The organism is Streptomyces phytophilus, from assembly GCF_013870535.1.
Lineage (GTDB): Bacteria > Actinomycetota > Actinomycetes > Streptomycetales > Streptomycetaceae > Streptomyces > Streptomyces phytophilus.
Map to the genome: position 1 here is coordinate 1 of NZ_JACBXC010000024.1, position 19,496 is coordinate 19,496.

The window sequence follows — 19,496 nt, forward strand, 5'->3', positions numbered from 1 at the left end:
AACCACACACGAACTACGCTGAACAAAACGCGGTACAGAAGGCCGAACTCACAGACGTTGGCCGGGTGCGGAACTGCCACCACCACGCGGCGACATGAAGCGACACAGCGGGTGATGGTCGACACCTGCACGACCAGACCAATGCGCACCCGACCACACGGTTACGAGACAACCTTTAGCTGGTGCCAGGTCGTGGTGACTTCGTACCGCATGTGCCCGCCTCCTTTCAGAACTTGAGGAGGTCGCGGGGAACCTCAGGGCCCTCGTCCGGATCGACCGTGGAAAGTCGGTGGCCGTTCAACAGCGCAGTGGAGCCGTCGTCGTGGAAGACGCTATACCAGCCGTCGAAATACTCGCCGTTCGGGTCAGCGACTCCTGTCCGCTGGAACTGCTCCGGTTCGACTACGCCCCATTTCCGGTCGTAGTAGTTGAAGACCCGGAGACCCGCCCTGATCTCGACCCCGTCATAGGTGTGAGTCTTGTCGCTCTGATCCTTCACTTGTCCTCCTTGGCCGGGCTACCAGCCGGTTCCTCTCCGGCCGCGTATTCGTACTCGTACATCCGCAGGACGCGACCTGTACTGAGCCCGAACATGAAACCGCGCCACATCGGGATTCCGTGACGATCCTCGACCTGCCATGAGCGCAGGTAAAAGCCGTTCATGAAGTCTTCTCGCATGGCGGCTTTGCACTGCTCGCGGGTCAACGCTCGGGGGACCCATCCAGGACCGCCGGGCACGTACTGGAAGACCCAGTCCGTTCGCTCGAACTCGGGCAACTCGTACCACTCACCCTTGCCGGCCCGGGCCGCGTAGTCCCAGCCCAGGTTTCGGAGCGAGCCGTCATCGCTCGCTTCGACCCTGAGTTCCGGGTACGACTTCCACACCCAACGTGACAGACGGTCGTTCCAGACCCAGCCGCGACCGGGGGCCTAATGTTGCGATCTGCGTGCACTCACCCTCCTTGAGATTGTGACGGATTGCTCCTGGATCCCTGCCAACTAGACAGTCGGCCGGTAAAAGTTCACGGATTGATCTCGAACTCGCTTCGCTCAGGGTTGTAAACCGAGCGTTCTGCGTACGCGATCAACAGCTCGCGCGATTCTGCCGTGAAGTAGTCCGGGTCGATCGGCCAGACCTCGTGTACGGGGAAGGAGTCGTCCCGCACATCCCCGGGCCCGAGAATGAAGTACGAGCGGACCAGCCCGCCCGGCTTTACCACCCACAGCACCAGGCGTGCAGGCTCGCGCCGGTCGGAGGCCAGCAGGCCCGGGTTGCTGTAGTTCCCAGTCTGGCTCTTGGTCTCGATGACCTGTTCGACCCATAGTCCCGGAAGTAGTTCGGCCGTGGTGAGCGGCCGGTGGGCGTGCTGGAGGTTCTGCAGCACTCTCGCCATGTTCGCTCTGCAGTCCCGCTCAGGCGTGGGTCGGTCGGCCCGCTCACTCCGGGGAACCTCGGGCCGGCTGTCCGGCTTACTCTCGCCGTAGACGTAACGCTTGATCGGCGGGAGCTGCTCGGCCAGATGAGACTTCCGTCCCAGGGACCTGGTGCCGCGGGGAACCGTGCCCTTTCGGGACTCGCGCCTGTAAACACTGTCTCGTCGGAGATACTTCATTTCGCAGTGCCCCCTTCTCGGATAAAGTCAGCGACCTCCTCACGGTGGCGTGGCAGCCTTATGGAGGCGCACAACGGTTGTTGTGCGCCTCCGATGGCTTTCGTATGAATACGGCCGCGCAGAAGGCCCGATCGTCGATTCCTGCGCTGACTTCTCGCTCGACTTCGACCACCGGGCCTCAACCACAGACGGGGCTGCCCACGGCGACATCCCCGCCACATGCGCGGCGATGAGAAGGAGTCGCCATCTGCCGCAAGACCAACCGTCCGGGCACAGCAGCCGACGGGCTACCCCGCGCGCCGCCGGGTCACTGGCGGGAAGAATGCGAGGTCGTCCACGCCACCAACCCGGCGATATCCTCCGGAGCGAAGTCTTTCTCCTGCTCGGGGCCATCGGCCAGCGGCTCGCCCTCGGTGTCGAGGCCGTAGACGCCCACCCACCAGCCGGTCAGATCCTGCGGGTTCTCTGGAAGCGGCGGATCTGTGTCGGTGATACGGATCTCGCGGTCGCCCCTGCGGGCTAGGATCATCGCCGCACCCATGGCAGCGCCTTCCAGGCGTGCCTGGATTCCGGCCGCACGTAGCGCGGCGATCAAAGTGTCGTAACGGTCCTGTGAGTTCATGACTAGCAGTCTCCCTCCGTCGTCGCAGCAAATGGGATCCCCAGGCACACAGTGGTCGCGACCGGCGCGGAGCTTCCCCGTAAGGACGTACCAGCCTCGGAATCGGCAGGGGGTAGTTCAGTCCAACTCGTCGGCGATAGCGGCGGCCTGTTCCGGGGTGAAGCCGGTCGGCTCCGCCGCCACGATCATTTCCTCGCCTCGCGAGAAGTCTGTGATCTTCGACTCCTCACCCACGTACCGACCGTCGTGGCCATAGCGGGTGCACCCCGCGTCCCGCAGTTCTTTGACGGCCCAGTCCGCCGGCGTGAGCCACCGTGGCTCCTCGTACGTCAGTCGCTCGACCTTCACACGGCCCCGGCCCTCCCGGCTCGGCAGTCACGGTTCTCCCTGTAGGTCCAAAGGACCCGGAGAAGGTGGCGGGAAGTCTGAAGCAATCCGGAACCTCCTCCCTGGTGTCGTGGCAGAGATGGGGAGGCGCACGGCGGTGGCCGAGCGTACCCAACGCCTTTCACATGAATACGGCCGTGCAGAAGGCCCGATCGTCGATTTCAGTGCTGACTTCTCGCTCGACTTCGACCGCCGGGCCTCAACCGCTGACGGGGCGGCTCACGGCGACACTCCCGACACATTCGCGGTGTTGAGGAGGAGTCGCCATTGGTCGCAGGACCAAGCGGCAGGGAGGTTCATGATCTTCTCTCCCTGTAGATCCAGAAAGCCCGCCTCCCGTGGGGATGGATGGCGGGCCGGTCAGGAACGGCAGGGTCAGATCGTGATCTTGGTGTCGGTCGTGATGTCGTAGATCGCTGGGATCCGTCGCAGTCGGGCCAGTTCCACGGCCCGCTCCCGGTCGCTCACGAACTGCACCGGTTCGATGTGCAGGTGCGCGCCGCAGCTGACGCCACCGATCGCGGTTGCGTCCGGGTACATGATCACCATCTGCTGGATGGCGCCGGCGAAGATGTCGAACGGCACGTCGAGCGGCAGCGCCCACATGCGGGGCGTCGCCTGCACCGCGTATCCGCTGTCGGCCGTGTCCTCGAACCACAATGAGAACTGGCCGCGCACCATCACGTCGTCGTACGCCTCCACCAGGGCGCTTATCGTCTCTTCCATGATCTTCTCTCCCTGTAGATCCAAGGAACCGTCCGCCCCGGGGATGGGGCGGACGGTCGGCCTGAAGCGGCGGAGTCAAGGCATGGTCGTCTGGGTGACCTCTCGCGTAACCGTCCACTTGTGGAACCGTGTGTGTCCGATCACCGCGGTGTGCTGGGTGTCCCACGTCGCCCGCGAGCTGTCGGAGTCGTCCGCGTTGACCAGGGGGCCGGCCTCTGTGCATTCGCGGCACTCGAACGCCACGAGGGTGATGTGGCGCTTTTCGGGAGCCAGCTCGTAGAAAGCCCGCGCGATAACCTCGTTAGTGATCATGATTTTCTCCCTGTAGATCCAACAGGGCACCCGTACGCGACAGGTGCCCGATGGGTCGGCAGGAGTCAGAGGCAGACGTGCGCGCTCACGCGCCCTCAATCCACGGCTGGCATTCCGCCGGCCGCGTCGATCGCCTGTGATGCGTTGATCGCGTCGTCCTCGCTGACGCCGAAGAAGACGACCGTCGGGGCGGACCCAGCCAGAAGGCCAGCGACCTCCTCACGGTGGCATGGCAACCTCGTAGAGGAGCACAACGGCTACTGTGCACCTCCACTGCCTTTCGTATGAATACGGCCGCGCAGAAGGCCCGATCGTCGATTCCTGCGCTGACTTCTCGCTCGACTTCGACCACCGGGCCTCAACCACAGACGGGGCTGCCCACAGCGACATCCCCGCCGCATTCGCGGCGTTGAGAAAGGGTCCATTCTCTCTCGTCTCGTTCTTGGGGCAGCGCCCGCGCGGGACGTCCTCACCGCGCGGGCACGCCGGCTCACCACTTGCTCATCTGCCAGACCACGAAGCCGAGCCACGCCGACCGCGACGGCACCGTCGCGTCCGGCAGGGTCACTCCCGACCCGCGATCCCACGGAGGCGGGCCAGGACTTCGGTGTCCTTCGCGTAGAACAGCTCGTCGGCTTCCTCGTCGGACAGCCCGAGGGCCACGCGACCCACGCTCTTGATCGAAAAGACGGCGTCGCCCTTCTCGGCCGTCTCCTCTGCCGTCACGGTCCAGCCCGAAAGGAACGCCGCCCATCCGGCCGCGCACATGGCGGTACCGCAGAGGTCGTCGCCGAGCCTCACACGCTCGCCCGGCGCGAGGGTCGTCCAGACGCCCATGTAGAAGCTCCCGGGGTCCCTCTCGACCGCGTCCAGCACCGCCCCCGCCACCTCGGCCGGGGTCTTCGGAATCTTCGTCAGGCTTACGCCCATATCTCCTCCCTTGATCGTCCAGGGCCCGCGGCGGCCATCGGCCGTCGCGGACCCTGGACGATCAGGGGGGATTGGCGATGTGACGCAGGACCGCAAGCGCGGCGCCCGCGGGGTAGTCGGAGGCGAACAGGACGGCAGCCCGAGCACGGTTCAGCCCGAGCGCCAGGCGGCCGGCCTCGCGCACGTACAGGCGCACGCCGTCCTGTTCCGCGTACGACCTGCCCTCGGTGTCGTCGTACACGAGCGTCCAGCCCGCTGCGTGCGCGGCCCACCCGGCGACGCACATCGTGGTGTTGCTGACGTCGTCGCCCGGCTGGATCGCGTCGCCCTGCGACGAGAACCAGGCGCTCATGTCCAAGCCGTCCGGGTTGGTCTCGACGACTTCGAGCACTGCCGCTGCGACCTCGGTCGGCGTGCTCGGGATCTTCGCCAGACTCATGCTCACGATGTCGCCCCCCGGCGCCGCTCGATCAGCCGGCGCCATGCCTGCGTGAGCGGGGCGTAGATGGTTTCAACCTCGTCGTCCTCGTCGGCCGCGATCAGTTCGTCGGCTCGCTCGTCGTGCTCGTGTTCGGGCAGGACGAAGCCGCGTTCCTGCGCGTCCTCGTCGCTCTGCCCGAGCTTGGTCTGGGCGATGTAGTAGGCCGAGCCGACCGCCTGTGCCGCCACGCAGAGGCTGTCTGCGGCCACGTCCAACGTGTCCAGGTCGATCCTGTCGACCCACCCGGGCACCTTCTCGTCCAGGAACACAGCCCCACGCTCGACGCGCTCCCGGTAGTCCTCCGCCGTCTTCATCTCTCCTCCATCTCTCCCTGACGTACGGAGCCCCCGCCGGCCGGGGAGAGTTCGGCCAGCGGGGGCGGATTGACTCCCCGCAGGCAGGGGAAACCAACGGACCTGCCCACGGGGGAAGTGCCTGCGGTCGGATTCGAACCGACGACCTCACGGCATATAAGACCGGTGCTCTACCGCTGAGCTACGCAGGCGATGACGGGATCGCGGTTCCCGCCGGACCGTCACGGGGGACGTCGGCGTCGCGGTGATACGGCGAGGCGGCGTGGCGTTGCCCCGGGGCAGAGGTCGCGCGCTCAGGTCGACACGACCTGCCGCACGCAGCAGTGCGTACCCTGCCGCCGCAGTAGTTGGGGCCGTCATGGGGCGGCGCGGGTCCGGAACACGGCGCGGGCCGTTGTCGTCGTGCCAAGTGCGTCGGCTCGTGTCCGGTGATCCTCGGGGCGTGCCTTCTCCTCACACCGGCGGCTCGAAGAACACCCGCCCGCCGACCGTGACCGCGTTCAGGGCGCCGCGGGTACCGGTCCCGGCCAAGCGCTCTGTGTGCACGACCCAGGTGATCGCCTGAGTGGTGCTCGGCGGCTCGCCCAGCCGGCGGGCTGCCTCCCGGTATGCGTCGGCGAGCAACCGGTAGCGGGGCGGGTGGGTCAGGCCCCGGTCGCCGGAGCCGTTCACCTGGCCCACGGCGATGTCGTGCGCATGCCGGTCGATGACGACCGCCTCCGGGTCGTCGGGATCGGCGATGGCGGCGAAGAAGTTGCCCGTTTTCAGGTGCATCGGCAGCACCTGTGCGGGGTCTTCGCCGGACAGGATGCGGGCCGCCTTGCCGAGAGCGTCCTTGAAACTCCCCGACGGCTTTCCGGTACGCACGGCCCGGACCGCCAGACGCACGTTGTCGGCCCACCGCTTGTTGGCGCTGAGGGCGGCCAGGACGCCCGCGCCCACGCGCGTGTTCCCATCCCCTATGAGTTCGGCCAGGTCATGTGCGGTGCGATACCAGGTTCGGCCCCGCACTTCCTGCTCAGCGGTGGCGCTGTTCCGCACCTGCATGATGTTCTGTACGTATCTCTCGCGTGAGCCCTCACCGGCCTGCGCAGAGATCATGGCGCACTCTCCCTTTTGCTGCGTCATGGCGCGGACCCGGGGCGGCATCCCCGGGCCCGCGCACCAAATTGATGATGTTGATCACTCGTCCGTGTCGCCCCCACCGGCCACAACGCGACCGTCCGCGAACTCCACGGGGAACCGGAAGCATCACTTCCGAGCGAGGTCCTGGTTTCGTGTCCGCCGCATCACGCAGGGAAGGTCTTCACTCGCGGCAGGTGCGGACTGCGGACCTGACACGTGCCCGAGACGTCATCGGTTGACGGCGTGTTGGGGGACCTTTCAGTCCCCCGGGAGGGGCACCTTTCATTCCTGCCTTATGCGTCCACTACCTCGGCGTGCTGGACCCATTGGGCGGGGATATCCTCCACCAGCTCGCCGCCGTCCGTCCGCACGGAGATCTTGGAGCCGATACCGATGATTCGACCGGCGACCCGTCGGCCTTCTGCGCCCCCTTCGCGCACACGGACATGCACACGTTCATTCGGGTAGATGCCACGCTGCATGGCGCGGAGTGTCTTGATCGTGTATGTCATGTCTCCTCTCCTGTAGATCCGGAAAGCCCGCCCTCGGGAGAGAGCGGGCAATCCGGGTTGGCAGCCTCAGTTGTTGCGCTTCTGCGGGAGCCTGAGTACGCGCACCGTGTTCCGGGTGATCGACCACCGGTAGTACCGGCTGTGACTGGTCTCTGTTTCGTGCTGCGCGTCCCATGCGACCGTCACGGTCGCGTGTTTCTCGTCCGTGCGGATCCACGGACTGACCAAGCCGCAGATGCGGCACTCAAACGAGACGAACTGCACCTTCGGTGCGTTCGGGTCGATGTCCTCTTGCAGGAACTTGTTGATGTCCTTGCCCGCGACCACGATCAGTACCGTCCCTTGATCATGGCGTTCAGCTCGGACTTGATGCGGCGCGCGGTCTCGCCTCGCCACGTCTGCGCGTTGGCCAGGAAGTACCGGACGATGCCGGCGGCAGGTTCCGCGCCGTGGTCGTCCGTGACCGCGGACAGCTTGGCCATCGCGGTCAGGTAGGGCACTGCTCCGAAGTAGGGCCGCGTCCAATCACTGCTGATCTCCGCGGCTATCTCGGACAGCGCACGCGCCTGCCCCTCGGGCATGGTGGTGATCTCGCTCATGCGCTCTCCCTGTCGCACGTGGTGAGCACGTCTCCCCGAGCGGCATCCCGGGGGGACGTGTGGACCTCCTGTAGATCCAGAAGGCTCCACACCGTCCGGTGCGGAGCGATCTGGTTCGGCAGGATCAAGCGGCCCTGGTGATCAACTCCCGGTCCATGGCGTCGATCTTGGCGAGAACGCGGGCCACGGCCGCCGGGTCGTACGGGTACTCCGGATCGGAGGCAGGGCCTTCCAGCGGCCGGAGGGCCTCACCGCAATCGGCGGCCACGCACAACTCGGGCATGTACATGGGTGACCAGAGCGATCCGATGTTGTGGTGCGCCGTGTCGGGGAAGGTGTTCTCGAAGTCGTCCAGGCCGCGGTATGCCGCGAGCATGGTCGTCACCCGCGCGTCGGGGCGGTGTTGGAAGACTGCTCGGAGCACGTCCCGGTGCGCGTGCCAGCACGCCCACCGGCCGTGGCGCCCGCGGGCCGAGGTGCGTGCGCCCGCACTGCGGCTGTCGGCCACGCTCAGCCGGGCGGTGATCCGGTTCCGGCCGGACCAGCGTGCGCCGTCGTGGACGATGACGTTGCCCCCGTATCGCTCTCGCGAGACACGGGCGGTGATGTCGTAGAAGTCAGGCAGGCTGACTCCGGTCAGATACATGCGCTCTCCCTTTCGCATGCCGCGGCACGGCCCGCGGGGCGGCATCCCCGGGGGCCGTGCGAAGGTGGTTGTTGATCAGGCTTCGACCGCAGCCCTGCCGGACGGCCGGACCTCAGCGGCCGGCGTGCAGCGCAAGCCGCATGCAGCCGCCCGTAACGGCGGAGGCGATCTCTTCAAGCAGCGCGAGAGCGCTGTCCGCGAAGTCGAGTTTCGCGTCCTTGAACAACTCGTACTCCTTCACGGTCATCTCGCCTGTGTCACCCTCCGGGTACTCGGCGAGCACCGTTTGCGCCCTACGGGCCAGTTCCTCGAACCGGACAGAGTCCATGATCACTCACCGCCAACGTGCACTCGGCGGTAGTGCAGGTCGCCCTCCTCGTCGCCCTCCGCGTGTGCGTCCAGCCACACGGAGGCAAGGTCGGCCGCGCCCAGCGATTCGAGCATCTCGGCGAGTACGTCGATCTCGACGCAGTTCATGGCGCGGGCGAGGTCGTCCGCAACCTCTCCGGTGAACGTGCTGACGAAGTCCGTCGCCACTCGGCTGTCGATCACCTTGCCCACGATCACTCACCCTCGATGCCGAGGGTGGCCGCGATGGACATGTAGAGCGACAGTGCGTCGTTCTGCTCGTCCTCGGTGAGCGGCGTCGCGAACGCGCTCGCGGAACTCAGGCTCTTGATCAGTGTGATCATGACGTTCGGATCAAGTTCCAGCGGGAACTTGACCGGCAGCGACATGATCATGGCTGTCGTCATCTCGTCGGACGCCAGCGCGTAGACCCTGCTCATGCGCTCTCCCTTCGCAATGTCGTGATCGCGCTCTCGAAGCGGCATCTCCGAAGGCGCGTGGATCCCGTAGATCCAAGAGACCGCCCCTGCTGCCGGGCAGCGGGGGCGGCGACTTGGGCCGACGAGATCAGCCCCACAGCGTCACGGCCGCGATGAGCACGGCCGTGAGCGCGACGAAGCCGATGAACATGCCAGCGATCGCTACGTTCGCCTTGTCCGCAGAGGTCATGCCGACGTCTCCCTTCTGATCACAGCGGGCCCGGGGCGGCATCCCCGGGCCCGTGCGAGTGTGGATGTATCAGGCGAGCCCGAACTGCAGGTCACCAGCCAGTTCGGGCAGGTAGATCTGTCCCTGCGTGTCGCGCCACGCCTTCATGCCCCCGGTGCGGTGCGGGTGGAACGGTCCCCACTGCGTGTGGGGCACGCGCAGGAACTCGCGCGCTTCGTGCTCCTCGATCTTGAGGATCGCGTCGATGATGCGGCGGTAGAGCACGACGTCGCTCAGGACGTCCGCGACCATGATCGCGAACTCCGCTCGGTTGTTGATCTGCTCGGGGTACCCGTGCTCCGCCTGGTCCCTGTTGGAGTTGCGGGCCGGGTAGTCGACACGGACCTTGATCGTCCCTTCGAACCTGTTGCTGTGGTCGGCCGCGGTGAAGGTCCAACCCGGCTTGTAGATCAAGCCCTGCACCAGCGTGATCGCAGTTTCGATGAGCATGATCAGCTCTCCCTTTCTGATCATTGCCTTGCACCCTGCAAGGTCAACCCGACGCCCGGGAGCGGGCGCCGTATTGACCCGGCGGGGTCACAGCCGTATCTCCTCCTTGCGGTCCAGATCGAAGATCGCTTGCTGACTGCGCAGACGTCCAAGCCGCTCAGCCTCCCAGCGGTCCGAGTGGATCTCGACGGGGTCGAGGTACAGAAGATCGCCGTCCACCCATGCCCCTACCGCCGGGGAGGTCAGGTACCGGGCGTGAAGATTCTCCAACGCTGCCGCGAAACGGCCGAACGGAACGTCACCCGGCATCACGTGCTGCCGCGGCGTGGTGGACACGACGTAGCCGGACGTCACGGGCGCCAAAGACCCGTCCGCGCCGTACGACACGGTGAACCCACCGTTGAGGAAGATCTCGTCATAAAGCGAGATCAGGTCAACCGTGCTGAGCATTGCGGAACTCATGATCAGCTCTCCCTTTCTGATCACGGCCCTGCGACTGCAAGACCAAAGCAACGCACGGGCAAACACCCGTGCGTTCCCTGTGATCCGGCAGGCTTATGCTCCGCGCAGACTAGCGATGCCCTCTCCCTCGCACGCGGGGCATTCGCACGTCAACGTGTGAAGTTCACGCGGAAAGTACGCCGCGCGCGGCGCCCACGGGGCGTGATAAGCCTCCGAGGCGAAATGCACGATCACCATTTCTTCCCCGAATTCTTCCGTTACGCGCGCCCGTTGGGTGAATGGGGAGCGCGCAGGTTGAGACGAACCGCGCCCGGTCGGTACGGAGTAGTACGGTCGGACGTGGACCAACCTCCCCAGGATGTCCCCGGGTTTGTCATCACGGTGCACTGTGGGTTTGTGCAGGTTGACCTTCATGATCAGCTCTCCCCTCTGATCTTGACCTTGCACGCGGAAAGCCACGAAGCATCCGGCGCTTCATGCTGTGCTGTTTTCCGCTCTCACCTGAATACGGCGGCAGGAAAGCTCCGATCGTCGAACACGACGAAATCTCTTCAAGATCTTCTCCCCGCCGTACAGACGCACAAAAGGTATTTCGCGATAGCGCGGCGATGCGCAAGGGGGATGCGCCCTCCCTCCTGCGTAAGGAGGGTGCATCCCACGTAGACCCGCCCTGTCAAGCGTGCTGGGTGTGCTCTACCTCCGGCACCTCGAACGTTTCCGGGAAGTACCTCCGGGCGTCCTCGGCGCACGCGAAGTCGTTCCAGCCGTTCGCGTAGACCTGGAATGTTGCGGGTAGCTCACACCAGTTGCAAGCAGCCTTGACCAGGTTCACTATCCGGGTAGTGGCGCTCATGATCAGCTCTCCCTTTCCGGTCAGCGATTACTGACGCGGCCGAGAGGGTGGGGGCGCAGACAAGGCCCGTGCTCCCGGCCGCCGCATTTCTGGCCCGTCTCGAACGGGCAGGACTCCGACACGCCGCTACCTCGGCCCGTTTACACGAGCAGAAAATATCGGCGCTGTCGCAGAAATAGGGGAGATCAGTCCGTGTGCATTTCAGTAATCGGCGTCTACTTACACCCTCACCTGAATACGGCACCGGGATGTGCTCGATCGTCGAACACGGCGAAATCTTTTCAAGATTTTCTCTCCGCCGTATCGGCACACGAAAGGTCATCCGGATGAGCACATTCGTCCGAAGCGATGATGTGCCCTCTCTAGCACGTCGCCACGTTCATGCCGCAGGCGTGCACTGGCAGCGTGCCTGGCGTTACTCGGCGTACAGCGCAGCAATCGCCGCGCCCTTGTCCCTGCCGACGGGCCGCGGCCCGTCGGCAAAGTCCAGGTACCACACCCCGTTGCCTTCCAAAGTGGCCAATCCCAGGATGCGTACGCCGTTGTTGATCTCGGTGCGGATGTTGTCCCAGACTGTTTCCGGGTCCGAGAGCTTGTCCGGGTCGGGGATATAGAGGAGCGCTACCTCATCGTCCTTGACCACAAGTCTCGTGTTTTCCCTGTCTGTCACAGTGTCTCCCTGACTGTCTCGCTAGAGGCATTGCGCACTGTGCGCCAGTTGTGTGCGCCTAGTGCCGCTGTGGCTCTCTCACTTGAATACGGCGGAGGAAGACACCCGATCGTCGAAGGTGCGTGATGATTTTTTCTCAGGGGTGTTTCGGGCATGGCGCGGGGGTCGAGTCTCCCAGACTCGACCCCCGGGGAGTTGTACGGCTATCGTCCGCGCGCGGACTCGTACACCATGTCATCACGCACGGAGTCCAACGCTGCGCGCAGTTCCCGGTATTCTCGGCGCGCGGCATCACGGGTGCGACGCACCTTGTACCGGGAGTCCCGCCGTCCGCCGTGGATGGCCTGAGCGGTTCGGCTGAGGACTCCGGCGCGGTTCAGGTCGCTCGCGTTGCTGGCGAGCTTCAACATCACGCCGAGGGTGGGGAAGTCGCCGCCGTCCCCCCATGCCGCGCGGAAGATCGTTTCGTTCTGGCCGGACAGATAGGGAGTCACGGCCAGGGAGGTCAAGGTGTCCGCGTGCGGCATGCCGCGAATCATCTGCGCCCCGGGGATGGTGTCGATTTCGTCCGGTGCCACGTCCAGCCGGTATCCGTTCCGGCGAGCCGCGTCCTTTACCGCCCAGCGCTTCACGGTGGTACGGGTGACGACGATCACTCCCCCATCCCGACGCACGTATTGCCACGCGGAAACATCGCGGCTGTCGACCCAGTGTGCAGCCGGATCACAAGTAGCGATGATCTTGCCCAGTCGTTTGGCGTAGATCATGACAGCGTCTTGCGTGACGTCGTCGCTGACGTCGTCGGTGCCGTACAGCGCGCGCCCACTCGGCGCGGCTGTCGCGCTGCCGTCCATGCGCTTACGCGAACGGCTGGAGTCCACTACGCGGCAGTAGCGTCGCGCCAAATCGTGAAGATCACGGAAGTCGTCGGCGCTCACGCGCGCCATGTCGTCGGGGGTGATATCCCAGATCCCGACATTTTCCCTCTTTGTGTTCGCGGAATTCTGGTCCGCCATGCGTCCGCTCCATCCATTCTCGGCGCCGCTCTTTGCGTAACGCCTCGACATCTCTATTTCTACCGCATTCGCACGCGAACGAAACACCCACGCGACAAAGAATTCCAAGATTCTTTCCCGTGATCACGATAAGAGAAATGCCGGACCACGGAGAACGCAGGGAGGGAAATCACCGCGCCCGCAGGGAGCGCAAGACGAAAAGGGGAAAGCCGCAAGAAAACACCCCCGCGGAGGCCAAAAGCAAAACCCAGCTCCGCATCTGATCAATAGAAACAAGTGTAATTACATACCGAATTCACTCACCCTCGCTGCCGCGCAGAACTATTTTTCACATACGTGATGCATGCGAGTCGGATGCCACATCGGTACCGGACAAGCAGCCTGTGACGTGCGACAAGACGCCGCGAGAGGGGTACCGATCTGAGAGGTACACGGATCGGTACACGGACTGGGCCAGGGATCGGTACCCGGATCCCACCGAGGGCGACTCGACGTGTAACGCATGCAGGCCGCCGGCCGTATTCGGCAACCAGTCGGCCATGGGCCCACTTTCCTGCTCGCCTTTTCGAGTACAAGAAGTTTCACCCGAGTCGGCATCCGCAGTTCCTCATCCCGACCTCGCCAGATGTAGTTTCCTACTCCCAGTCCACAAGGTAACATCGTGAGGGCAGGCAGGGCGGCTGGAAATTTCTATCGGCGGTCACCAGGGCGCCTGGCGTCAGATTTTTGCGCTGCGTCGATAACTGCTCTGGTTTCGGCGCTGGGCTGCTCATCGATTTCTGCCAGGGCGGATTCCAGTAGCGCGCGGGTACGTGGGATTTCGTCTTGTTGGCCGAGGCGTGCTTGCTGTCGAGCGATATCGCGGTAGACGGCCTCGTTGTAGGGATCGAGTCGGCGGGCGGTCTCCAGGAAGTGCAGCGCGCCGGCGGGGTCGGAGTTGCGGAGTGCGCGTATGTGGGAGCTGTAGGCGCTGAGGATCTCGCGGCGGAGTGCTTCACGTGGAGCTTCGAGCCATGGGCCGACGAGGTCGACGGCAAGGTCGCCTTCGTACAGCTCGCTGATACGGCACAGAATCGTCTGCTGCTGCGTTGTGGTGCTGGTGGAGAAGGTGTCGAGTTCATCTTGGACGTTCCACAGGTCTGTCCAGACCTTCTCACCGTTGAGACGGTAGTGGCCGTCATCGTGTTCGACGACGTCCGTCAGGAAAGGGTCCGAGACGAGGAGTGCCCGGCGAATCTGGCTGACGGTGGCGTGGAAGGCGTTGTGGGGCCGACGGGTCTCCGGCCACAGCGCCGCGCAGATCGTGTCGCGGTGCGCGCCGTGCCGGTGCAGGGCGAGGAAGGCGACCAGTTCGCGGTGGCGGGGAGAGAGGGAGATCTCCCCGGCGGTGTCCGGGCCTTGACGGCTGAGACGGATCCGGCCGCAGACGCGAAGGCGGAGTACCTGGCGGGGAGCCGCAGGCTGAGCGGCTCGGGCCGGGCTGCGTTTCGGTTCCCCGGGCGTCGCTGTGCGAGGGGGTGGATGCAGGGGTGGCTGTTCGCCGGTGGCCGTGGGGTGAGGAGCCTGACTGGTGTCCGGCCCGGCGGCCGGGATGCTCGCCGAGGAGGGCGCGGGGGTGGCTGCTGGCGGCGAGGCCGGAACGGGTGCCGTGAGGAGCAGAGGTTCGCGAAGGAGGTCGAGGAGGTCGTGTGCGTCGTCCTCGGGGAGGGTGAACAGGCGTGCCCCGGTGGCCAGCGAGCTGGGGGCGGTGGGGCTGGTGGCGGCGATGGTGCCGTCGTCGCGGACGCGGAGAGTGGTGCCCGGCTGCCAGGGGCCGAGCAGGATGCCGGCCAGGCCCAGGCTGGTGCCGTTGTCGAGGACGGCTTGCAGGCGGCGGGTGGCGTGCGGGTGAGGGCTCGTCAGGAGCACCAGTTCGCTTTGGCCTGCGGCGGTGCCGGTTCGGCTGCGGGTGAGCAGTTCCTGCTCCATCACGTCCAAGGCGGCGTCGATGTCCTCGGTGATGCGCAGCCGCGGCGGGTGCGGCGGGCGGGCGGCGTCGGAGCCGAAAAGGGCGGTGGCGTCCTGGGCGGGGATCAGGACGTGGAGCGGGGTGGCGTGGGGGCGGTGGTGGTCGGCGAGCAGGGTGGTCAGCAGGGCGCGGGCGGCGCCGTGAGCGCCCGGGCCCGTCAGTCCCAGGCCGTGTGTGCGGGCGAGGGCGATAGCGAAGGTGCGGCCGTCGCGGATGCCGGCGGCCGGCGTGGTGCCGGTCGTGGCCGGGAAGAGCGTGCGGGCGCGTTCGCGTAGGGCGGCTTCCGGGGCGGCGGGAGCCGGTGGGAAGACCGGCTCCTGGGTGCCGGGGGCGGGTTCCTGGTCGAGTTGGTGTTCTTGGTCGTGGGCGAGGCGCAGGGCGCGCACGATGGGTGCCATGGTCGGCTCGTCGCGGTTGCGCGCGCCGGGGCGGTGGTGGATGCGGCGGCGGATGCGGATGGTGCACCAGGCGGCGGTGATGAGGGCTGCCAGGCCCAGGCCGACGAACGCTCCAGTCTCGGTGGAAAGGCCCCCCGGATCCGGCCCGTTTGGTGGTGCTGCTGGTGGAGGGTCCGGCCGGTCGGGAGTCGGCAGCGGGATCTGCTGCGGTGGGGCGGGGGCAGGTCGGCTCGGCCGGGGGGTGGGCCTTGTCTGTTCGGGAGGTGGGTCGGGGCGCGGCGACGGTGTGCGCTCGCGCGGGTCGTGCGGGCTGGGATCGTGGCTAGGCCGTTTGGTGTCGTCGTCGGGCGGGGCGTTGTCCGGCAGGCGAAGGGTCCAGCCGGGTCGGATCAGGCTGGGGCTGGTCAGAGCGCGGCCGTCGGGCTGTTCGCGGCCTTCGTTGAGGCGCCAGATCTCCGCCCAGCGGGTGCCGTCGCCGAGCGCACGTTCGGCGATGCGCCACAGGCTGTCGTAGACACCCCCCTGGGGTGGGCGCACCGTCACCGTGCGGTGCTGGTGATCGCGCTGGCGGTGCTCGGCAGCGAGCGTGAGTGCCGGTATGGCGCCGGAGTTGACGGCGGCGGTGGGGACCTTCGCCCCGGGGCTGGCGGCTTCGAGGTGGACCGCCGGCGCGGCGGCGGTGGGCCGCGGGCCAGGGGTGAGGGGGCCGAGAGTGAGCATGCCGACGAGGGCGGCGGCCAAGGCGTGGCTCGGGCTGCGGGGCCCCGGATGAGCCGGCCGCGGCCATCTGGTGATCGCCGCGATGGTGCTGTGGGCGACGTCGAAGGAGAACACGGCCCAGGTCGGCCACAGCACGCAGGCCAGAATGTCGAGCACGTGCGAGGTGGTCAGCTCGGTGGTCAGGAAGCCGGTGACCTCCCGACGGGTGGGCAGGTCGTGGGGCAGAGGCCAGCCGACGAAGTGGACCAGGCCGAGCGGAGTGCCGATCAGCAGTGCGGCCAGGAGCAGCGCGGCCAGCGCGATGCGCAGCAGCCGTCCGGCAAGGCACAGCAGCCCTCGCCCCCGCCGGGGGATGTCCAGCGGGTACGGGTCCGGGCGAGGTGATGGCACGGCGGGTGGTCCTTCAGCTCGGCGGCGGGAGGCCGGGCTCGGGTTCGGCGCTGCCGGAAGCGGTGACGCTCACCTCGTTGACGCCGACGAGGGTGAGAAGGCGGGTGGGCTGGGCGTCGGTGACCGTGACGGTGACGCTCTCTGCGGTCGCGGTGACGGTGCCGGTGGCGCCGGCGGCCTGGAGGTAGTCGGCGGCCAGGCGGCGTGCGTGGTCCGCGTCCAGGCGTACGGTGCCGTGGGCGCGGTAGGCGGCCAGGTCGACCGCCTGTGCGCCGGCCCGGGCGGCTTCTTGTGCCTGACCGAGTGCGGTGATCTTGGCTGCCAGGGCGAGTCCGCCGTCGAGGATGAGACCGCCGAAGGCCATCAGGCTGACGATCAGGGTGACGACGATGACGGTGATCTGTCCGCGGTCGTCCTGGCGTCGCCCGGTGAGCAACTGCCGCCGGGAGCACGGGTGTCGCGGGGTTGGCCGGGGTGCTCTGCCCATGGTGGGTTACCTGCCTTCGGTGGCGGAGGCCGGGGTGAAGCGGTACCGGTCGACGGGGGCGGTGAAGTCGGCGTCCAGGTCGGTGGTGCCGGGCAGCGGGAGCAGCGTGAGGTCGTGAAGGCCGACGGTGCAGGTCAGGGCGACGGTCATCGCCGAGCCGGGCTGCAGGTCGCCGGAGACCGTAAGGGTGCGGGACTGGCAGCTGATGCCGGCCTGGGCGAGTGCCGTTGCGGCGGTGGCCTCGGCGGCCTGGTGGGCGGCGGCGAGGGTGCGCTGTTGGCTGGCGGCCCGGGCCGCTTGGTGGGCGACGTCGTCGATGCGCATGCGCGCGTTGGAGCCGCGTTCGCTGTAGACGATGAAGAACAGCACCAGGACGAGCACCGGGAGCATCAAGACCAGTTCCACCGAGGCCGATCCCCGCTGCGCGCGCACGGCGGTCTTCCGGGCGCCCGCCGGGCGGGCCGGGCAGGAGCGGGCGGTCGGTACGGGGGTGGGGGTCACGGCAGCGCCCTGGGTTCTTCGACCGGGCCGGCGGCCTCGGCATGGACCGGGAGCTTCAGCAGAGGCACCACGGACAGGGTGCCGCCCTCGATGCGGACGACGGCTTGCTCGTCGTCGCGGGTGATGCTCACCTCGACACCGCGCAGCGGGCCTGGGCCGAGCTGGCCCAGCACCTGCTGGGCCGTCTGCCGGCCGTCTGGGATGCTGCCGTCTCGTACGCGGGTGGCGGCCAGCGCATCGGCTGCGGTGGCCTGAGCGATGTGGGTGGCGTATGCCCACATGGCCACCTGGGCGAGGACGAGCACCACCAGCATGAGCACGGGGGTGATGATGACGACTTCGGCGACGGCGGCGCCGCGATCACCGCGTGCTCCTCGCCGGCGCCGGCCGGACTGGCGGGACCCCATGGTGGAGGGGTGCCGCTAGCCGGTGAAGGTGATGCTGCGGGCCGCGGCGACGATCTCGTCGCGGAAGATTCCTCCCACGGTCAGGCCGATGGCGGCCATCAGGCCGGTGAGGATGGTGGCCTCCGCGCTGTACCCGAGATCGTTTCCACGGATGCTGCCGAGAACTTCGGCAAGGTGGGTGCGTAGGGCGGTGAGCCTGCGCATGATCAGTTCCCCTCTCGGTGGTCGTTACAAGCTGTTTGTCACGTGACTCATGGCGGCGTAGAGGATGAACAGCACGAACCCGAAGGCCATCAGGGCGGTGGGGAAGGCCATGCGTTCGGTGGCGGTGGTGGCGGCGACTTCGGCTTCGGCGCCGCTGCGAGAGCGCATGGCGGCGGCTTTCGCGGCCAGCGAGGCACGTACTTTCGCGCCTTCGCTGCCGGCCAGCGACAGCGAGGCGGCAAGTTCCGACAACTCCCGCACGGCCAGGTCCTCGCCGAGCTGGGCGAGGGCCTGCCAGGGGGCGGTGCGGGTGGCCTGCGCGGTGTTCAGGGCGCGGCGCAGTTGCCCGAAGGCCCAGCCCTGGCCGACGGTGGCGGCGTCGTACAGGGCGCCGGTGGCCCCCGCGCCGCCGGACAGCAGGATGTGGACCAGGTCCAGGTAGGCGCTCAGCGCGTGGCGCAGCGCCTTTCGGCGGCGGGCGGCTTCGGCCCGGGTGGACAGGTCGGGGGCGAGGAAGCCGCCGATGCCCAGGGCCAGGCCGGCGCCGGTGGAGGTGATCCACCCGTTGGGTGACCCGGCGGCCGTCAGGGCGGATTCGGCCGCCAGGGGCAACAGGAGACCGGCCACGGCGAGAGCAGCCTTCTCGGCCAGGTGAACGTCGCCCGTGCGGCCGGTGATGGCCAGATCGCGGCGAGTACGCGCGCGCGGCAGGCCGGCCGCGCGCAGCGGGCCGACGAGCGGCCGACCCAGCCGTGCGGCCCACCCTTGCGGGACTTCGTGGGTGGAGGTGGCCGGCTCCGGCATGGGCGTCTGAGGGCCCGGGGCGCGTACGGCGGCGACCAGCTCGGCCAATGCGGGCCGAGGCGGGACCAGCCAGACCAACAGCGCCCACAGGCCCACTCCGGCTCCGGCGGCCACGACGGGCAGGGCGGTCAGCGGGCTCATCGCGTCGTCTCCGACCCGGCGGGTTCGGCCAGGAACCGTTCGGGCTCGTCGAAGCGGGACAGCCGCGCCAGCCAGACCAGGGCGGCGGCGAAGACGGCGCCGACGACCACGAGCATGCCCTGCCCGGTGGCGGTGTCGTACGGGCTGAGGAACGCGCGGTTGAAGATCAGGAGCGCAACGAGGAAACCTGCGGTGGTGCCGGTCACGATCCGCACCGTGGTGCGGATGCGGGCGCGGCCTGCCTGGATCCGCTGCCGCATCTCGACCTGCTCGCGGGCGGTCGTGGCCAGCGCCCCGAGCCGGCCGCCGAGCTGGCGCGCCTGCTGTTCGGAGGACAGGATGAGCGCGCTGATGACCAAGTCGGCTGTCGGGTCGCCGAGTTCGGCGGCCAGGCGCCGCAGCGCCGGCGCCAGCCGCTCGCCGTCGGCGAGCCGGTCGGCCAGCGCCACGATGTGAGGGCGGATAGCCTCCGGTGCGGTCTTGGCGGTGGCGGTGATGGTCTGCTCCAGCCCGGCTCCGGCGGCCAGGGTGTCGCGGAGCATCTCCGTCCAGGCGGCCAGCGCATCGAGGCGTTCGGTGGTGTGCTGCGCGGTCGCGGTGGCGGCCAGGAGCCGCGGCAGATTCCAGACTCCGGCCACGGCGAGTACCGCGCCGATGACCCA

At 67.4% G+C, this 19,496-nt stretch carries 30 protein-coding genes and 1 tRNA gene; all 31 read right to left on the minus strand.

All coding sequences use genetic code 11. The features are described 5' to 3' along the window. Nucleotides 1-226: 226 nt before the first annotated feature. On the minus strand, nt 227-499 hold the full coding sequence (locus H5J30_RS03475; protein WP_181785659.1) for a hypothetical protein: 273 nt from the start codon (nt 497-499) through the stop codon (nt 227-229). After that, nucleotides 496-885: a hypothetical protein gene (locus H5J30_RS03480; protein ID WP_181785660.1), complete on the minus strand. Its 390-nt coding sequence runs from the start codon at nt 883-885 to the stop codon at nt 496-498. Before H5J30_RS03480 ends, H5J30_RS03475 begins: the two co-directional genes overlap by 4 nt. Before the next feature lie 137 nt (nt 886-1,022). Beyond that, the gene (locus H5J30_RS03485) at nt 1,023-1,385 is read right to left on the minus strand and encodes a hypothetical protein (RefSeq protein ID WP_181785661.1); all 363 of its coding nucleotides are present in this window, start codon (nt 1,383-1,385) and stop codon (nt 1,023-1,025) included. A 535-nt stretch (nt 1,386-1,920) separates the two neighbouring features. Beyond that, nucleotides 1,921-2,235, minus strand: a complete 315-nt coding sequence (locus tag H5J30_RS03490) for a hypothetical protein (protein WP_181785662.1) — start codon at nt 2,233-2,235, stop codon at nt 1,921-1,923. A gap of 117 nt (nt 2,236-2,352) precedes the next feature. Beyond that, entirely contained in the window at nt 2,353-2,583 is a 231-nt protein-coding gene (locus H5J30_RS03495) for a hypothetical protein (RefSeq protein ID WP_181785663.1), read from the minus strand. A 414-nt stretch (nt 2,584-2,997) separates the two neighbouring features. After that, nucleotides 2,998-3,348 carry a hypothetical protein gene (locus H5J30_RS03500; protein ID WP_181785664.1) on the minus strand — a complete coding sequence of 117 codons (351 nt, stop codon included), beginning with the start codon at nt 3,346-3,348 and terminating at the stop codon, nt 2,998-3,000. Nucleotides 3,349-3,423: 75 nt separating this feature from the next. Further along, nucleotides 3,424-3,660, minus strand: coding sequence for a hypothetical protein (locus tag H5J30_RS03505; RefSeq protein ID WP_181785665.1), 237 nt, complete (start codon nt 3,658-3,660; stop codon nt 3,424-3,426). A gap of 564 nt (nt 3,661-4,224) precedes the next feature. Further along, nucleotides 4,225-4,590 carry a hypothetical protein gene (locus tag H5J30_RS03510; protein WP_181785666.1) on the minus strand — a complete coding sequence of 122 codons (366 nt, stop codon included), beginning with the start codon at nt 4,588-4,590 and terminating at the stop codon, nt 4,225-4,227. Between the two features lie 61 nt (nt 4,591-4,651). After that, complete coding sequence (locus tag H5J30_RS03515) at nt 4,652-5,029, minus strand: hypothetical protein (protein WP_181785667.1); 378 nt, start codon at nt 5,027-5,029, stop codon at nt 4,652-4,654. 2 nt (nt 5,030-5,031) lie between these two features. Continuing rightward, nucleotides 5,032-5,385, minus strand: a complete 354-nt coding sequence (locus H5J30_RS03520; protein ID WP_181785668.1) for a hypothetical protein — start codon at nt 5,383-5,385, stop codon at nt 5,032-5,034. A 118-nt stretch (nt 5,386-5,503) separates the two neighbouring features. Then, a tRNA-Ile gene (locus tag H5J30_RS03525) sits at nt 5,504-5,576 on the minus strand. A gap of 262 nt (nt 5,577-5,838) precedes the next feature. After that, entirely contained in the window at nt 5,839-6,534 is a 696-nt protein-coding gene (locus H5J30_RS03530; protein WP_181785669.1) for a DUF7178 family protein, read from the minus strand. Nucleotides 6,535-6,803: 269 nt separating this feature from the next. Beyond that, nucleotides 6,804-7,022, minus strand: a complete 219-nt coding sequence (locus H5J30_RS03535) for a hypothetical protein (RefSeq protein WP_181785670.1) — start codon at nt 7,020-7,022, stop codon at nt 6,804-6,806. A gap of 66 nt (nt 7,023-7,088) precedes the next feature. Next, nucleotides 7,089-7,349: a hypothetical protein gene (locus H5J30_RS03540; protein ID WP_181785671.1), complete on the minus strand. Its 261-nt coding sequence runs from the start codon at nt 7,347-7,349 to the stop codon at nt 7,089-7,091. A 2-nt stretch (nt 7,350-7,351) separates the two neighbouring features. After that, nucleotides 7,352-7,621, minus strand: coding sequence for a hypothetical protein (locus H5J30_RS03545; protein WP_181785672.1), 270 nt, complete (start codon nt 7,619-7,621; stop codon nt 7,352-7,354). 124 nt (nt 7,622-7,745) lie between these two features. Then, entirely contained in the window at nt 7,746-8,267 is a 522-nt protein-coding gene (locus H5J30_RS03550; protein WP_181785673.1) for a hypothetical protein, read from the minus strand. Nucleotides 8,268-8,379: 112 nt separating this feature from the next. Then, nucleotides 8,380-8,595 (minus strand): hypothetical protein, encoded by a 216-nt coding sequence (locus H5J30_RS03555; RefSeq protein ID WP_181785674.1) that lies wholly within the window; start codon nt 8,593-8,595, stop codon nt 8,380-8,382. A 2-nt stretch (nt 8,596-8,597) separates the two neighbouring features. Next, entirely contained in the window at nt 8,598-8,819 is a 222-nt protein-coding gene (locus H5J30_RS03560; protein WP_181785675.1) for a hypothetical protein, read from the minus strand. Between the two features lie 11 nt (nt 8,820-8,830). Then, nucleotides 8,831-9,055 carry a hypothetical protein gene (locus H5J30_RS03565; RefSeq protein ID WP_181785676.1) on the minus strand — a complete coding sequence of 75 codons (225 nt, stop codon included), beginning with the start codon at nt 9,053-9,055 and terminating at the stop codon, nt 8,831-8,833. Between the two features lie 298 nt (nt 9,056-9,353). Further along, nucleotides 9,354-9,797, minus strand: a complete 444-nt coding sequence (locus H5J30_RS03570; RefSeq protein ID WP_181785677.1) for a hypothetical protein — start codon at nt 9,795-9,797, stop codon at nt 9,354-9,356. Between the two features lie 63 nt (nt 9,798-9,860). Continuing rightward, complete coding sequence (locus tag H5J30_RS03575) at nt 9,861-10,235, minus strand: hypothetical protein (RefSeq protein ID WP_181785678.1); 375 nt, start codon at nt 10,233-10,235, stop codon at nt 9,861-9,863. Between the two features lie 673 nt (nt 10,236-10,908). After that, the gene (locus H5J30_RS03580) at nt 10,909-11,088 is read right to left on the minus strand and encodes a hypothetical protein (protein ID WP_181785679.1); all 180 of its coding nucleotides are present in this window, start codon (nt 11,086-11,088) and stop codon (nt 10,909-10,911) included. 415 nt (nt 11,089-11,503) lie between these two features. Continuing rightward, a complete protein-coding gene (locus tag H5J30_RS03585) occupies nt 11,504-11,758 on the minus strand; it encodes a hypothetical protein (protein WP_220188487.1) in 255 nt (84 codons plus the stop codon). 203 nt (nt 11,759-11,961) lie between these two features. Continuing rightward, entirely contained in the window at nt 11,962-12,774 is an 813-nt protein-coding gene (locus H5J30_RS03590) for a hypothetical protein (RefSeq protein ID WP_181785681.1), read from the minus strand. A gap of 690 nt (nt 12,775-13,464) precedes the next feature. After that, complete coding sequence (locus tag H5J30_RS03595) at nt 13,465-16,290, minus strand: BTAD domain-containing putative transcriptional regulator (RefSeq protein WP_181785682.1); 2,826 nt, start codon at nt 16,288-16,290, stop codon at nt 13,465-13,467. A 13-nt stretch (nt 16,291-16,303) separates the two neighbouring features. Next, entirely contained in the window at nt 16,304-16,777 is a 474-nt protein-coding gene (locus tag H5J30_RS03600) for a TadE/TadG family type IV pilus assembly protein (protein ID WP_220188488.1), read from the minus strand. 6 nt (nt 16,778-16,783) lie between these two features. Then, the gene (locus H5J30_RS03605; RefSeq protein ID WP_220188489.1) at nt 16,784-17,182 is read right to left on the minus strand and encodes a TadE/TadG family type IV pilus assembly protein; all 399 of its coding nucleotides are present in this window, start codon (nt 17,180-17,182) and stop codon (nt 16,784-16,786) included. A gap of 92 nt (nt 17,183-17,274) precedes the next feature. Continuing rightward, nucleotides 17,275-17,685, minus strand: a complete 411-nt coding sequence (locus tag H5J30_RS03610) for a TadE/TadG family type IV pilus assembly protein (RefSeq protein WP_181785683.1) — start codon at nt 17,683-17,685, stop codon at nt 17,275-17,277. A 15-nt stretch (nt 17,686-17,700) separates the two neighbouring features. Beyond that, nucleotides 17,701-17,889 carry a hypothetical protein gene (locus H5J30_RS03615; protein ID WP_181785684.1) on the minus strand — a complete coding sequence of 63 codons (189 nt, stop codon included), beginning with the start codon at nt 17,887-17,889 and terminating at the stop codon, nt 17,701-17,703. 24 nt (nt 17,890-17,913) lie between these two features. After that, nucleotides 17,914-18,834 (minus strand): type II secretion system F family protein, encoded by a 921-nt coding sequence (locus H5J30_RS03620; protein WP_181785685.1) that lies wholly within the window; start codon nt 18,832-18,834, stop codon nt 17,914-17,916. Beyond that, the coding region (locus H5J30_RS03625; RefSeq protein WP_220188490.1) for a type II secretion system F family protein at nt 18,831-19,496 on the minus strand (666 nt) is incomplete at its 5' end. The genes H5J30_RS03625 and H5J30_RS03620, both read right to left, overlap by 4 nt.

What these genes read in the sequence shown, in the direction of transcription:
- H5J30_RS03500 (WP_181785664.1), bottom strand. Translation starts at nt 3,348, where the DNA reads ATGGAAGAGACGATAAGCGCCCTGGTGGAGGCGTACGACGACGTGATG.
- H5J30_RS03575 (WP_181785678.1), bottom strand. Translation starts at nt 10,235, where the DNA reads ATGAGTTCCGCAATGCTCAGCACGGTTGACCTGATCTCGCTTTATGAC.
- H5J30_RS03530 (WP_181785669.1), bottom strand. Translation starts at nt 6,534, where the DNA reads ATGCCGCCCCGGGTCCGCGCCATGACGCAGCAAAAGGGAGAGTGCGCC.
- H5J30_RS03610 (WP_181785683.1), bottom strand. Translation starts at nt 17,685, where the DNA reads ATGGGGTCCCGCCAGTCCGGCCGGCGCCGGCGAGGAGCACGCGGTGAT.
- H5J30_RS03590 (WP_181785681.1), bottom strand. Translation starts at nt 12,774, where the DNA reads ATGGCGGACCAGAATTCCGCGAACACAAAGAGGGAAAATGTCGGGATC.
- H5J30_RS03615 (WP_181785684.1), bottom strand. Translation starts at nt 17,889, where the DNA reads ATGCGCAGGCTCACCGCCCTACGCACCCACCTTGCCGAAGTTCTCGGC.
- H5J30_RS03520 (WP_181785668.1), bottom strand. Translation starts at nt 5,385, where the DNA reads ATGAAGACGGCGGAGGACTACCGGGAGCGCGTCGAGCGTGGGGCTGTG.
- H5J30_RS03510 (WP_181785666.1), bottom strand. Translation starts at nt 4,590, where the DNA reads ATGGGCGTAAGCCTGACGAAGATTCCGAAGACCCCGGCCGAGGTGGCG.
- H5J30_RS03565 (WP_181785676.1), bottom strand. Translation starts at nt 9,055, where the DNA reads ATGAGCAGGGTCTACGCGCTGGCGTCCGACGAGATGACGACAGCCATG.
- H5J30_RS03545 (WP_181785672.1), bottom strand. Translation starts at nt 7,621, where the DNA reads ATGAGCGAGATCACCACCATGCCCGAGGGGCAGGCGCGTGCGCTGTCC.
- H5J30_RS03490 (WP_181785662.1), bottom strand. Translation starts at nt 2,235, where the DNA reads ATGAACTCACAGGACCGTTACGACACTTTGATCGCCGCGCTACGTGCG.
- H5J30_RS03550 (WP_181785673.1), bottom strand. Translation starts at nt 8,267, where the DNA reads ATGTATCTGACCGGAGTCAGCCTGCCTGACTTCTACGACATCACCGCC.
- H5J30_RS03600 (WP_220188488.1), bottom strand. Translation starts at nt 16,777, where the DNA reads ATGGGCAGAGCACCCCGGCCAACCCCGCGACACCCGTGCTCCCGGCGG.
- H5J30_RS03505 (WP_181785665.1), bottom strand. Translation starts at nt 3,660, where the DNA reads ATGATCACTAACGAGGTTATCGCGCGGGCTTTCTACGAGCTGGCTCCC.
- H5J30_RS03555 (WP_181785674.1), bottom strand. Translation starts at nt 8,595, where the DNA reads ATGGACTCTGTCCGGTTCGAGGAACTGGCCCGTAGGGCGCAAACGGTG.
- H5J30_RS03570 (WP_181785677.1), bottom strand. Translation starts at nt 9,797, where the DNA reads ATGATCAGAAAGGGAGAGCTGATCATGCTCATCGAAACTGCGATCACG.
- H5J30_RS03620 (WP_181785685.1), bottom strand. Translation starts at nt 18,834, where the DNA reads ATGAGCCCGCTGACCGCCCTGCCCGTCGTGGCCGCCGGAGCCGGAGTG.
- H5J30_RS03580 (WP_181785679.1), bottom strand. Translation starts at nt 11,088, where the DNA reads ATGAGCGCCACTACCCGGATAGTGAACCTGGTCAAGGCTGCTTGCAAC.
- H5J30_RS03515 (WP_181785667.1), bottom strand. Translation starts at nt 5,029, where the DNA reads ATGAGTCTGGCGAAGATCCCGAGCACGCCGACCGAGGTCGCAGCGGCA.
- H5J30_RS03535 (WP_181785670.1), bottom strand. Translation starts at nt 7,022, where the DNA reads ATGACATACACGATCAAGACACTCCGCGCCATGCAGCGTGGCATCTAC.